We start from the raw sequence: 12806 nt of genomic DNA, 5'->3' as shown, positions 1-12806 counted from the left end.
ACGTTACCGCGCCACACCGCTACTTTCCGCTGCCCCGAGGCGCCAACCCGCCAACCGGGATCACCCACATGGGTGAGCGCGCGATCCGGCTGACGGCCTCCCCTCCGACCGCTGCGGCCACCAGTCCCGCCGCGTGCACGACCAGCCCGAGCCGCCCGTTGGCGACGGCCACGGCCACGCCGAGCGCCCCGCCCAGCGCATGCGCCCCCATGTCCCCGAGCATGGCCCGCTCGGCCACGTCGTCCGCGAGCACCGCGGCGGCGGCCCCCATGGGCGCGGCGGCGACAGGGGCACCCCGCAGGAGGCCCGGCACCCCGAGCGCGAGCACGGCCAGGACGGCCCGCCCGGGGCGTACGTCCACGAGGTTCACGAGATGGGCCGTGCCCGCCACCACCACCCCGGCAAGCACCTTGTCGAGCGGACGCTCCTTCACCAGCGCGCCTGCCGCCAGCCCGGCCGCGCCCACCCCGAACAGCTTGACGGACCCGCTGGTCAGCTGTCCGTTCCGCAACGCCCCCAAGTGCGCCCGGAACCCGCGCCGGTGGTCGCCGCGCAGGTCGTCGTACCGCCCGCACACAGCTCCCGCCGCCGCGGCCAGCGCGACCGCGCACCGCTCCCGTACGGGCAGGGCGGCGGCCACGGCGGCTCCCAGCGCCGCACCACCCGCCGCCGCGGCACCCGCCTCGGCCCGTACCGTGCGGCCCGCGTAGTTGACGCGCCGCCAGCTCCCGGGACTGCCCGGCGGCCGCCGCCGCAACTGCCCATGGGCGAGCCGGGTCGCGGCGGCCGCGACGCCGGCCACCCCCATGCTCCTGGCCAGATCACTCTTCACACGGGCAAGCCTACGAACCCCGGCGGGCCGCCGGACCCCGGCCCCGTCTCACCCCTCCGCCCGGGCGGTCGCCAGCAGCTCCTCCGCGTGCGCCCGCGCGGTCTCGGAGTCCTCCTGCCCCGCGAGCATCCGGGACAGCTCCCGCACCCGGTCCTCGCCCTCCAGGACGGTGACGCCGGACCGGGTGACGGACCCGTCGTTGGTCTTCTCGACCAGCAGTTGCCGGTCCGCGAAGGCGGCGACCTGCGGCAGATGGGTGACGACCACGACCTGCGCGGACCTGGCCAGCTTGGCCAGCCGCCGCCCGATCTCGACGGCCGCCTTGCCGCCGACCCCGGCGTCGACCTCGTCGAAGAGATAGGTGGGCACGGGATCCGTCCCGGCGAACACCACCTCCACCGCGAGCATCACCCGCGACAGCTCACCCCCGGACGCGCCCTTGGCGATGGGCCGCGCGGGAGCCCCCGGGTGGGGCGCGAGCAGCAACTCCACCTCGTCGGCCCCGCTGGGCCCGTAGGCGACACTCCGCCCGCCGACCTCGATACCGTCCGGGTCCTCGGACTGCCGGACCGCGAACGACACCCGGGCGTGCGGCATGGCGAGCGAGGCCAGCTCGGCGGTGACGGCGTCCGCGAACCGGGCGGCGGCCTCCGCACGGGCGTCGGTGAGGGTCTGGGCGAGTCCCGACAGCTCGGCGCGCAGCGCGTCCCGTTCGGCGGTCAGTTCCCCGATCCGGTCGTCGTCCCCCTCCAGTTCGGTGAGCCGCCCCGTACTCTCCTCCGCCCACTTCAGTACGGCGGCGACATCCTCCCCGTACTTCCGGGTGAGCGCCCCCAGCGCGGCCCGCCGTTCCTCCACCGCCGCGAGTCGGCGGGGATCGGCGTCCAGGTTGTCGGCGTACCCGGCGAGTTCCCCGGCCACGTCGGCCACCAGGATGGAGATCTCCCCGATCCGGTCCGCGAGCGCCGCCAGGGCGGGATCGTGGGACCGTACTGCTTCCAGGGCGCGCCCGGCTGCGCCGACGAGAGTCGTGGCGTCCACGGCCTCCGGGTCCTCGGGGGCACCGGCGAGCGCCCGGTGCGCCAGGGCGGCGGCCGAGGCGAGCGCCTCGGCGTGGCCCAGCCGCTCGGCCTCGGCGGCCAGTTCGGCGTCCTCCCCGGCCCGGGGCTCGACCGCTTCGATCTCCCCGAGTCCGAAGCGCAGCAGATCGGCCTCCTGCGCACGCTCCCGCGCCCGCGTGGACAGCTCGTCCAGCTCGGCGGAGACGGCCCGCAGCCGGTGGAAGGCCTCCCGGTAGGCGGTGAGGGGCACGGCGACGGCGTCCCCGGCGTACCGGTCGAGCGCCCCCCGCTGCCGGGCGGGTTTGAGCAGCCCCTGCTGGTCGGTCTGTCCGTGGACGGCGACCAGCTCGTCGGCCAGCTCGCCGAGCAGCCCCACGGGCACGGACCGCCCGCCCAGATGGGCCCGCGACCGTCCTTCGGCCGACACGGTACGGCTGATGAGCAGGGCGTCCTCGTCCAGCTCGGCACCCGCCTCCTGAGCCCGCCGGGCGGCCGGCCCGTCGCGCGTGACGGTGACGCGCCCCTCGACGACGGCGGACGGGGCGCCGATCCGCACCAGCGCCGGGTCGGCGCGCCCGCCGAGCAGCAGCCCCAGGCTGGTGACGACCATGGTCTTGCCCGCGCCGGTCTCACCCGTCACCGCGGTGAAGCCGGGCGACAGCTCGACCACCGCGTCCTCGATGACCCCGAGCGACCGTATCCGCATCTCCTCCAACACGACAGAGACCATACGAGGTCCGGCCCCCGCCGCGCGACGGACCCCACTCCGCGTCGCGGAACGGCCAGGTGGGAGACCCGCGCAATCACCCGTGGGAGTGCCCCCTTCGGCCTTGCGGCGCTGGAGGACGGGCAGCGCAGCCCGGAAGGGGCGACCGGGGGCGGAGCCCCCGGCGGGGGCCCGCGCCGAACCCCCGCCGCCTACCGCGGCGCTCCCCGCCACCCGGACACGGGCAGCGCGAACTTCGCGACCAACCGGTCCGAGAACGACGCGTGGTGCAGCCGGGCCAGGCGCACCGGCACGGACCCCCGCCGCACCTCCACCCGCGCCCCCGCGGGAAGGGTCACCGTCCGCCGCCCGTCGCACCACAGGACCCCGTCCGGGGTGTGCGGCTCCACCTCCACCGCCAGCACCGAGTCCGGCGTCGTCACGAGCGGCCTGGCGAACAGCGCGTGCGCCCCGATGGGCACCATCAGCAGCGCCTCGACCTCCGGCCAGATCACCGGCCCGCCTGCCGAGAAGGCGTAGGCGGTCGACCCGGTCGGGGTCGCGCAGATGACCCCGTCGCACCCGAACCCCGTCACCGGCCGCCCGTCGATCGCGAGGACGACTTCCAGCATCCGCTCGGGCGCGACCTTCTGCACAGCGGCCTCGTTCAACGCCCAGTTGGTGTGGAGCACATCGCCGTTGTCGTACACGACGACGTCGAGTGTCATCCGCTCCTCGACCTCGTACGCCCGCGTGACGACCCGGTCCACGACCTTGTCCAGGTCGTCCCGCTCCGCCTCCGCGAGGAACCCGACCCGCCCCAGGTTGACGCCCAGCATCGGCACCCCCGACGCCCGTGCGAACTCGGCGCCCCGCAGCAGCGTCCCGTCGCCGCCGAGCACGATGAGCAGCTCGCACCCGTCGAGCACCCCGGGGGTGGCCTCGGGCACGGTCTCCACGGCGGCGGGCAGCGGCAGATCCGCGGCCTCGGAGGCCAGGACCCGAACGCCGATCCCGCACCGCAGCAGCCCGAGGACGACGAGTTCCGCGCTGCGGACGGCCGCGGGCCGACCGGTGTGCGCGAGCAGGAAGACCGTACGCGCGCTCACCGGGGTCCCTCCGCCACGGCCCGGTCGACGTCCGCCGGGTCCAGTGCGGGCGCCCCGGCCCGCAGCCACAGGAAGTACTCGACGTTCCCGGACGGCCCGGGCAGCGGGCTCGCGGTGACGCCCAGCACGCCGAGCCCGAGTCCGGCGGCCTGCCGCGCCACGGTGCGCACCGCCTCGGCGCGCAGCTCCGGACTGCGCACCACGCCCCCGGCGGGCAGCCGCTCCTTGCCGACCTCGAACTGCGGCTTCACCATCAGCACGAGGTCCGCACCGGCGGCCGTCACCCCGACGAGCGCGGGCAGCACGATGCCGAGCGGAATGAAGGACAGATCCCCCACCACAAGGTCCACAGGCTCACCGTCCAGCATCTCCGGCGTCAGTTCCCGCACGTTCGTACGGTCCTTGACGGTGACGCGTTCATCGCTCTGCAGCGACCAGGCGAGCTGCCCGTACCCGACGTCGACGGCCACGACGTGCGCGGCGCCCGCGCGCAGCAGCACATCCGTGAACCCGCCGGTGGAGGCGCCCGCGTCGAGCGCCCTGCGCCCCTGAACGACCAGCCCGCGCGGCACGAACGCGTCGAAGGCCCCGGCCAGCTTGTGCCCGCCGCGCGAGACGTAGTCGGGGTCCGCGTCGTCCTGGGCGACGACGATCGCGGCGGCGGTCTCGACCTGTGTGGCGGGCTTGGTCGCGGTGATGCCGCCGACGGTCACCCGGCCCGCCGCGATGAGCTGGCTCGCGTGTTCACGCGAGCGGGCGAGCTTGCGGCGGACAAGCTCGGCGTCGAGTCGGCGGCGTGCGGCTCCTGCCACGTTCGGTTCAGCTCCTGAGGTCGTTCGACGGTCCCGGCCGGGAGTGCGGCGCGTCCAGCGCGGTCAGCGTGTCACGCAGCCCCCGGTGAACATCCTCGTACACCTCCAGGTGTCCGTCCGCCGGGAGGTGGTCGACATCGCGAAGCCGCTCCAGCACGGCGTCGACCCGGACGTTCCCGGTCGGCTCACGCCCGACCCCGAGCGGCACGGCCCCACCGGGGCCCGGCTCCCCGCCCTGCCGGATGCTGTCAGTCATGCTCCGACGCTACCGCGAACCCCGGGCGCAGGACCGCCGGCCCGGGGAACGGCCCGCCACGCGGCCCGGCAGGGACCCGCGGCCGGCCCCGCCGACGCCCCCGGCCCTGAGCACGGCAGTCGGCCCCACGCGTACAGGCGACGGGTCGGCCCCGGGCGCGCGGCCGGTCAGGACCGCGCGGGAACGGCCACCGCCCCGGCCCGTGCCTGCCGTGCCGCGGGCACCACGAGCGGCGTGCCGGACTGCGGGTCGTCGATGACCTGGCAACGCAGCCCGAAGACCCGTTCGACCAGCTCGGCGGTGACGATCTCGGCGGGCGGCCCCTGGGCGACGATCCGCCCGCCCTGGACGGCCACGAGGTGAGTGGCGTACCGCGCCGCGTGGTTCAGGTCGTGCAGGACGGCGACGAGCGTACGGCCCTGCTGTTCGTGCAGGTCGGCGCAGAGGTCGAGGACGTCGATCTGGTGCTGGATGTCGAGGTACGTGGTCGGCTCGTCGAGCAGCAGCAGCGGGGTCTGCTGGGCCAGCGCCATGGCGATCCACACCCGTTGGCGCTGTCCGCCGGACAGTTCGTCGACGTACCGGTCGCCCAGCTCTCCGACGCCGGTGGCGTCCATCGACTCCTCGACGATCCGCTCGTCCTCCGGCGACCACTGGCGCAGCAGGCCCTGGTGCGGGTAGCGCCCCCGGGCGACGAGGTCCGCGACGGTGATGCCGTCCGGCGCGACGGAGGACTGCGGCAGCAGGCCGAGGGTCCTGGCGACCTTCCTGGCGGGCATGGAGTGGATGCTCCGGCCGTCCAGCAGGACCCGCCCCTTCGCGGGCTTCAGCATCCGCGCGAGGGCGCGCAGCAGCGTGGACTTGCCGCAGCCGTTGGGCCCGACGATCACGGTGAAGGAGTTGTCGGGTATCTCCAGCGACAGGTCCTGGGCGATGACCCGCTGCTCGTAGGCGAGCGTGACGGACTCGGCGCTCAACCGCTGACGCTGCATGGACGTACTCCTGTCGTCGCGCTCATCGTTCCTCGGGCTCACAGCCGCCCCGCCCTGCGCTCGGCGACCAGCAGCCACAGCAGATACCCGCCTCCGAGGATCCCGGTGACGACCCCGACGGGCAGCTCACGCTCGCCGAACGCGTTGCCCGCGATCCCGTCCGCGACGAGCAGCAGCGCCACCCCCATGAGGGCGGACGCGCCGAGGTTCGGCCCGGGCGAGCGGGTGAGCCGGCGCGCCAGCTGCGGGGCGCTCAGCGCGACGAACACGATGGGTCCGGCGGCGGCGGTCGCGGCGGCCACCAGCAGCACGGCGGCGACCAGCAGCACGACCCGTACCCGCTGGACCGGCACACCGAGCGCGAAGGCCGCGTCGTCGCCCATCTCCAGCATCCGCAGCGGGCGCCCGTACGCGAGGATCAGCGGCAGCAGTACGGTGCTGACGGCGAACAGCGGCCAGAACTCGGCCCAGTCGCGTCCGTCCAGGGAGCCGGTCATCCAGCTGACGGCCTGGGTCGCCTCGACCAGGTTCGCCCGGGTGAGCAGGTAGTGGACGACCGCATTGAGCACGGCCACCAGCCCGATGCCGATGAGCACGATCCGGAAACCGTGCACCCCCCGCTTCCACGCGAACAGGTACATCGCCGCTCCGGTGGCGAGCCCTCCGGCGAGGCCACCGAAGGCGATGGCCGACGAGCCGCCGTGAAAGAGCAGGATGACCAGCAGGGCGCCGACGATGGAGCCGTGGCTGATACCGAGCATGTCGGGGCTGCCGAGCGGATTGCGGGTGAGCGTCTGGAAGACCGCACCGCCGACCGCGAGACCCGCGCCGACGAGCACAGCAACGAGGGTGCGCGGGAGCCGCAGCTCCCAGACGACGAACTCCTGGACCGCCGTGCCGTCACCGAGAAGGGTGGCCACGACGTCGCCGGGCGCGACCGGTATCTCGCCGCTGCCGACCAGCACGACGGCCATCGCCGACGCCACCACGGCCAGCACCAGCCCGACGGCCGACGCCCGCGGCTCGATCCGCACGGACCACCCGCCCCTGGTCCGCACGGCCCGCACGCTCCGCGTACGGCCGGAAGAGGAAGAGGAAGCGGGGGAACCGGGAGAAGAAGGGGGGACGGTCACAGCTTGGCCATCCTCTTCCTGCGTACGAGCTGGATGAACACAGGCCCGCCGATGACCGCCGTGACAATGCCGACCTGAAGCTCGGCGGGCCGTGCGACGACTCTGCCGACGACATCGGAGCCCAGCAGCAGCACCGGCGCGAGCACCGCCGCGTAGGCCAGGATCCACCGCACGTCGGGACCGGTGATCGCGCGGACCAGGTACGGCACCATCAGCCCGACGAACACGATCGGGCCGCACGCGGCGGTGACGCTGCCGCACAGCAGGGTGACGGCCAGCATGGCCAGCACCCGGGTGCGGTGGAGATGCGCGCCCAGGGAACGGGCGGTGTCGTCGCCCATCTCCATCGCGTTCAGCGGACGCGCGATGAGCACGGCCAGTCCGGCCCCGGCCAGGACGAACCAGGAGACGTCGGCCACCAGGTCCAGACCGGCCCCGGCCAGCGACCCGACGGTCCAGAAGCGCAGCCGGTCCAGAGCGGCGGAGTCCAGCAGCTGCACGGCGTTGACGTAGCCGTAGAGCGCGGCGGTCATCGCGGTGCCCGCCAGCGCGAGCCGCACCGGGGTGGCACCGCGCCCGCCCCCGAGCACGTACACGAGGACCGACACGACGGCGGCACCGGCGAACGCGAACCACACATGGCCCCGGTAGGAGGTCACGCCGAGGAAGCTGGTCGCGGTGACGACGGCTGCGGCGGCGCCCGCGTTCACGCCCATCAGGCCGGGTTCGGCGAGGGGGTTGCGGGTGAGGGCCTGCATGACGGCGCCGGACACGCCGAGCGCCAGCCCGGCCAGCAGGCCCAGGAGCGTCCTGGGGAGCCGCACCTGCGAGATCAGGATGTCGGTGTCGGTACCGGAGTGGTGGAACACCCCGTGCCACACGTCCTCCAGCGGGAGGGGTTTGGCGCCCACGGCGATGCTCGCGGCACAGACCAGCAGGAGCACGCCGAGCGACAGCAGCAGCCCGGCGGTCCGCAGCGAGCCGCGGCCGCGCGGCCGCGCGGCGGCCGCAATCGGCGGACCGGGGCTCGCGCTCGGTTCAGGGGGACTCTCGACCAACACCCGGTTAGGTTAGCCTAACCACTCTTCCCTCCCCGCACCCCGCCCCAGGACAGCCGCCGCGCCACCGCCCCGGCCCCTGGACCGCCTCCCCTCTCAGGCCCCGCCGTCGCCGTCCCGGCACCCTCGGCCCTCGTCACCACCCCAGCCGCGCCAGCGCCTTGTCCGCCGCCGCCCCGCAGGCCCCCGCACCACCCTGCGTCCAGGCCGCCGCGCACAGCGCCCGCAACCCGTCCATCCGCTCTCCGTCACCGTCCAGCACCAGCGCGCCCCCGGCCACGGACGCGGTCCACCCGCCGCAGCCGAACCCGTCCTCCGCCGATCCGGTCACCTCCGGCTGCCCTGTCAGCAGCCCCCGCAGATCAGCGTCCACATAGGTCGGCCGGTGCTCCGGCACAGCCGCCAGCAGCCCTGCCGGATCCGCCACCCCGGTCAGCACCAGGAGCGAGTCCACACCGCCGTTGAAGGCTCCCTCGATGTCCGTGTCCAGCCGGTCGCCGACCACCAGCGGCCGTCGCGCCCCGGTCCGCAGCACCGTCTCCCGGTGCATCGGCGGCAGCGGCTTCCCCGCCACCCGCGGCTCGTACCGGCCGCCTGTCGCGATCCGGACGACCTCCACGGCCGCGCCGTTCCCGGGACCGATCCCCCGCGCGCCCGGAATCGTCAGATCGGTGTTGGACGCGAACCACGGCACCCCGCGTGCCACCGCGTACGCGGCCTCCGCGAACCGTCCCCAGGGCTGCTCCGGCCCTCCGTACCCCTGCACCACGGCCGCCGGGTCGTCGTCCGCTGACTCGACCGGCACCAGCCCGCGCTCCCGCAGCGCGATCCGCAGGCCCTCCCCGCCGATCACCAGCACCCGCGAGCCCTCGGGCACCTGGTCCGCGACGAGCCGCGCCACCGCCTGAGCCGAAGTGATCACGTCCCCCGCCGCGGCCGGGATCCCCAGCTCCGTCAGATGTTCCGCGACCGCGTCCGGCGTCCGCAGCGCGTTGTTGGTGACGTACGCGAGATGCATGCCGCCCCGCGCCGCCTCCAGCGCCTCCACCGCGTGCGGAATGGCCCCGGCTCCCGCGTACACCACCCCGTCCAGGTCGAGCAGCGCCGTGTCGTACGCCTCGCTGAGCGCCCGCTCGCTCCCGCCCGGCCGGCCCCGCCACCGCTGCTCCGTCACCCTGCGCTCCTCGCCTCGAACCGTGCCATGACGTCCTGTTCCTAACGTCACCCATTCGGACGATACTGTGCCCCGATCATCGTTCATCCGCACCGGCACCTACGATGCAAGGATGAAGACGAGAGGTCCTGCGGCCAACGACGGCCTGCACCTGAAGCCCTTCCGTGGACTCCGGTACGTCCCCGAACGGGTCGGCAGTATCGCCGCGGTGACCTCACCGCCGTACGACGTGGTGGTACGGCCCGACGGACTGCACCACCTGGAGTCGTCCGACCCGCACAACATCGTCCGGCTCATCCTCCCTCAGGCCCCCACCGCCGACGCCCGGCCGCGCCGCGCCGCCGACACGCTCGCGGACTGGCTGGCCTCCGGCATCCTCGCGCCCGACGACGAACCCGCCCTGTACGTGTACGAGCAGCGCAAGGGCGACCTCCTGCAGCGCGGTCTGATCGGCGCCCTGGAACTCTCGGCGCCCGCCGACGGCGTCGTCCTGCCGCACGAGGACGTGATGCCGGACATCGTCGAGGAGCGCGCCGCGCTGATGCGCACCATCGGCGCCCACCTGGAACCGCTGCTCCTCGCCTACCGCGGCGACGGCAGCGCCACGGGCGCGACCGCCGTGATCGAGCGCGCCACCACCGGGACCCCGCTCCTCTCCACGACCACGGAGGACGGGTTCAGTCACCGCCTGTGGGCGGTGCGGGACGCGGCCGAGCTGGCTGTGGCGGCCGACGACCTGGCCCGCCACCAGGCGCTGATAGCGGACGGCCACCATCGCTGGGCCACCTATCTGCGCCTCCGCGAGGAGCAGTCCGCCCCCGGCCCCTGGAACTACGGCCTGGTGCTGCTCGTCGACACGGCCCGCTACCCGCTCCAGGTACGCGCGATCCACCGGCTGCTCCACGACCTGCCGGTCACAGACGCGCTGGCCGCCCTGGGCGACGCGTTCCGGGTACGGCCCCTGGAGGGTGCCTCGCTCACGACCGCGCTGGACACGCTGGCCGACGCGGTGGCGGACGGCAACGCATTCGTCCTGGCCGGCAAAGGCCGGTTCCACCTGGTGGACCGCCCGGACCCGGAGCTGCTGGCCCGTACGGTCCCGGCGGACCGCCCGGAGCCCTGGCGCGCCCTGGACGCCACCGTCCTGCACGCCACGCTCCTCGACCACCTGTGGCACATCCCGGACTCACCCGAGCACATCGCCTACATCCACGACGCGGCGGCCGCCGTCGACCAGGCCGAACGCCGGGGCGGCACCGCCGTCCTCATGCACCCGGTCCGCGAGGACGTGGTGCGGGACCTGGCGCGCCTCGGTGTCACGATGCCCCGCAAGTCCACCTCGTTCGGCCCGAAGCCGGCGACCGGCCTGGTCCTCCGCAGCCTGGCCCTGGACTGACCAGCGGCTGAACGCAGAAAGGGCGGCACCTCCTCCTGAGAGGAGATGCCGCCCTTCACCGCGTCAGCGCCGCTCGTCGTCCTCGTCGGAGGCGACAGCCCCGGAGGCTTCGGCCTCTCCCTCTGCCGCGCCCTCACTCCCGCTCTCGTCGAAGGCGTCGACGAACTCGATGCCGTCCAGCTCGGCCAGCCGGTCGGAGGCGTCGGTGGAGCCGTCCTTGTCGGCCTCCAGCGCCTTCGCGAACCACTCGCGCGCCTCCTTCTCACGCCCGGCCGCAAGCAGCGCGTCGGCGTACGCGTACCGGAGCCGCGCGGACCAGGGCTGTACGGAGTGGGAGGCGAGTTCCGGCGACTGCAGGGTCACGATGGCCGCGTCGACCTGTCCCATGTCCCGCCGGGCCCCGGCCGCGACCAGCCGCATCTCGACCTGCCCGGCCTTGTCCAGCTTGTGCACCTCGGGCGCCCCGGCCATGTCCAGCGCCTTCTCCGGCCGGCCCAGCCCGCGCTCGCAGTCGGCCATGACGGGCCACAGCTCGACCCCACCGGTCATCCTGCGGGCCGCCCGGAACTCCGCCAGGGCCTCCGCGTACTTCTGCACCGCGTACGCTGCGAAGCCGGCGGCCTCGCGGACGGCCGCGACACGCGAGGCGAGCCGCAGCGCCACCCGTGAGTAGCCGTACGCCTGCTCCGGCTCCTCGTCGATCAGCCGGGCCACCATGACCAGGTTCCTGGCGACGTCCTCGGCCAGAGTCTTCGGCAGGCTCATCAGCTCCTGCCGCACGTCCTTGTCGATCTCGTCACCGGTGACGTCCTCGGGGATCGGCAGCCGCTTGATCGGCTCCCGGTCGCGCCCACGGTCCCGGTCGTCGCGCCGGAACCCGCCACGCTCGCCCCGGTCCCGGTCCCGGTCCCGGTCCCCGCGACCGCCCCGGTAGCCACCGCGGTCACGGTCCCGGTCATCCCGGCCCCGGTACCCGCCGCGGCCACCGCGCTCGTCGTCCCGACGCGGCCCACGCGGCCGGTCGTCCCCCCGCCGGAACCCACCACGCTCGTCACGCCGGTCGTCACGGCGCGGCGCACGGTCGTCACGCCGGTCGTCACGGCGCGGCGCACGATCGTCACGTCGGTCATCACGCCAGTCCCGGCGCGGTGCACGGTCGTCACGTCGGTCGTCTCGGCGCGGCGCACGGTCGTCACGTCGGTCGTCACGACGGTCATCACGCCAGTCCCGGCGCGGCGCACGATCGTCCCTGGGGAACGACCCACGCTCGTCCCGTCGGTCGTCGCGCGTCCGATCGCCGCCCCGCTCGCGGTCATCCCTCCGCGGTGCCCGATCATCACGCGGCCACGAGGGCCGGTCCCGCCGGTCGTCACGACGGTCATCACGGCGGAAGCCGCCCCGGTCGCGATCCCGGTCATCCCGCCGGAACGGTGCCCGGTCGTCACGCCCACGGAACCCGCCCCGATCGTCGCGACGCTCATCCCGCCTGTCGTCACGACGGTCATCGCGGCGGTCGTCGCGGCGGTCGTCACGACGGAACCCGCCGCCCCGCCGGTCGTCGTCACGACGGAACCCGCCCCGGTGGCCGCCACGGTCACGGTCGCGATCCCGGTCACGGTCATCCCGCCGGAACGGTGCCCGGTCGTCACGCCCACGGAACCCGCCCCGATCGTCGCGACGCTCATCCCGCCTGTCATCGCGACGGTCGTCCCGCCGACCCTCACGGCGGTCGTCACGGCGGTCGTCACGACGGAAGCCACCACCGCGCCGATCATCACGGCGGAAGCCACCTCCGCCCCGCTCGCCACCGTCCCTACGACGAGGCTCACGCTCCGGACGGTCGTCGGAGGAGTTGGTGGACATGGGCTTGACTCCTGTCTGCGGGGTACCGCAAGTCATTCTCGCGCAGTCGGCGCCCGACCGCGCTTCGAGCAAAAACAGAGAAAACAAAAAGGACCCTCGGTCCCAGCATGCACGCTGGGACCGAGGGTCCTTGAAATATTGTTCGGCGGCGTCCTACTCTCCCACAGGGTCCCCCCTGCAGTACCATCGGCGCTGAAAGGCTTAGCTTCCGGGTTCGGAATGTAACCGGGCGTTTCCCTAACGCTATGACCACCGAAACCCTATTGGGTTCGAGCGAACAAGCACACTATTCACTTGAATGATGTGATTCGTGGTGTGCCGGTGCGACTGTTCGCAACCCGGGAACCACACAGTGGACGCGAGCAACTGAGGACAAGCCCTCGGCCTATTAGTACCGGTCAACTCCACACCTCA

At 73.9% G+C, this 12806-nt stretch carries 12 protein-coding genes and 1 rRNA gene; 1 reads left to right on the top strand and 12 read right to left on the bottom strand.

Annotated elements, in window-relative coordinates:
- Positions 1 to 19: 19 nt before the first annotated feature.
- From I3F58_RS26110 to I3F58_RS26070, 9 genes are all read right to left on the bottom strand, one after another.
- Positions 20 to 808, bottom strand: a complete 789-nt coding sequence (locus I3F58_RS26110) for a hypothetical protein (protein ID WP_240111161.1) — start codon at positions 806 to 808, stop codon at positions 20 to 22.
- Positions 809 to 880: 72 nt separating this feature from the next.
- Complete coding sequence (recN, locus tag I3F58_RS26105; RefSeq protein WP_240111152.1) at positions 881 to 2623, bottom strand: DNA repair protein RecN; 1743 nt, start codon at positions 2621 to 2623, stop codon at positions 881 to 883.
- 188 nt (positions 2624 to 2811) lie between these two features.
- Positions 2812 to 3708 carry an NAD kinase gene (locus I3F58_RS26100; RefSeq protein ID WP_240111151.1) on the bottom strand — a complete coding sequence of 299 codons (897 nt, stop codon included), beginning with the start codon at positions 3706 to 3708 and terminating at the stop codon, positions 2812 to 2814.
- The gene (locus I3F58_RS26095; RefSeq protein ID WP_240111150.1) at positions 3705 to 4520 is read right to left on the bottom strand and encodes a TlyA family RNA methyltransferase; all 816 of its coding nucleotides are present in this window, start codon (positions 4518 to 4520) and stop codon (positions 3705 to 3707) included. Before I3F58_RS26095 ends, I3F58_RS26100 begins: the two co-directional genes overlap by 4 nt.
- A 7-nt stretch (positions 4521 to 4527) precedes the next feature.
- Positions 4528 to 4776: a hypothetical protein gene (locus tag I3F58_RS26090; protein WP_240111149.1), complete on the bottom strand. Its 249-nt coding sequence runs from the start codon at positions 4774 to 4776 to the stop codon at positions 4528 to 4530.
- A gap of 167 nt (positions 4777 to 4943) precedes the next feature.
- Complete coding sequence (locus tag I3F58_RS26085; protein WP_240111148.1) at positions 4944 to 5768, bottom strand: ABC transporter ATP-binding protein; 825 nt, start codon at positions 5766 to 5768, stop codon at positions 4944 to 4946.
- Positions 5769 to 5806: 38 nt separating this feature from the next.
- Complete coding sequence (locus tag I3F58_RS26080) at positions 5807 to 6901, bottom strand: iron chelate uptake ABC transporter family permease subunit (RefSeq protein ID WP_240111147.1); 1095 nt, start codon at positions 6899 to 6901, stop codon at positions 5807 to 5809.
- Positions 6898 to 7962: a FecCD family ABC transporter permease gene (locus I3F58_RS26075; protein WP_374208039.1), complete on the bottom strand. Its 1065-nt coding sequence runs from the start codon at positions 7960 to 7962 to the stop codon at positions 6898 to 6900. The genes I3F58_RS26080 and I3F58_RS26075 overlap by 4 nt, the downstream gene beginning before the upstream one ends.
- Before the next feature lie 133 nt (positions 7963 to 8095).
- Positions 8096 to 9133, bottom strand: coding sequence for an HAD hydrolase-like protein (locus tag I3F58_RS26070; RefSeq protein WP_240111146.1), 1038 nt, complete (start codon positions 9131 to 9133; stop codon positions 8096 to 8098).
- A gap of 112 nt (positions 9134 to 9245) precedes the next feature.
- Between I3F58_RS26070 and I3F58_RS26065 the strand changes: the two genes are divergently transcribed.
- Positions 9246 to 10529 (top strand): DUF1015 domain-containing protein, encoded by a 1284-nt coding sequence (locus I3F58_RS26065; RefSeq protein ID WP_240111145.1) that lies wholly within the window; start codon positions 9246 to 9248, stop codon positions 10527 to 10529.
- A 63-nt stretch (positions 10530 to 10592) separates the two neighbouring features.
- On the opposite strand, the gene I3F58_RS26060 is transcribed toward I3F58_RS26065, so the two are convergent.
- From I3F58_RS26060 to rrf, 3 genes are all read right to left on the bottom strand, one after another.
- Positions 10593 to 11354: a tetratricopeptide repeat protein gene (locus tag I3F58_RS26060; RefSeq protein ID WP_240111159.1), complete on the bottom strand. Its 762-nt coding sequence runs from the start codon at positions 11352 to 11354 to the stop codon at positions 10593 to 10595.
- Entirely contained in the window at positions 11294 to 12358 is a 1065-nt protein-coding gene (locus tag I3F58_RS26055) for a hypothetical protein (RefSeq protein WP_240111165.1), read from the bottom strand. The genes I3F58_RS26060 and I3F58_RS26055 overlap by 61 nt, the downstream gene beginning before the upstream one ends.
- Before the next feature lie 174 nt (positions 12359 to 12532).
- A 5S ribosomal RNA gene (gene rrf, locus I3F58_RS26050) occupies positions 12533 to 12649 on the bottom strand.
- Between the last annotated feature and the right edge of the window lie 157 nt (positions 12650 to 12806).

This window comes from Streptomyces sp. MUM 203J, from assembly GCF_022414595.1.
Taxonomy (GTDB): domain Bacteria; phylum Actinomycetota; class Actinomycetes; order Streptomycetales; family Streptomycetaceae; genus Streptomyces.
The sequence above is the reverse complement of the archived record's forward strand: the minus strand, read 5'-3'. Positions and strand labels throughout refer to the sequence as shown.

Bases quoted from the DNA above. Each gene is read 5' to 3' on its own strand.
- I3F58_RS26110 (WP_240111161.1), bottom strand. From the start codon at position 808: ATGGGGGTGGCCGGCGTCGCGGCCGCCGCGACCCGGCTCGCCCATGGG.
- recN (WP_240111152.1), bottom strand. From the start codon at position 2,623: ATGGTCTCTGTCGTGTTGGAGGAGATGCGGATACGGTCGCTCGGGGTC.
- I3F58_RS26090 (WP_240111149.1), bottom strand. From the start codon at position 4,776: ATGACTGACAGCATCCGGCAGGGCGGGGAGCCGGGCCCCGGTGGGGCC.
- I3F58_RS26085 (WP_240111148.1), bottom strand. From the start codon at position 5,768: ATGCAGCGTCAGCGGTTGAGCGCCGAGTCCGTCACGCTCGCCTACGAG.
- I3F58_RS26065 (WP_240111145.1), top strand. From the start codon at position 9,246: ATGAAGACGAGAGGTCCTGCGGCCAACGACGGCCTGCACCTGAAGCCC.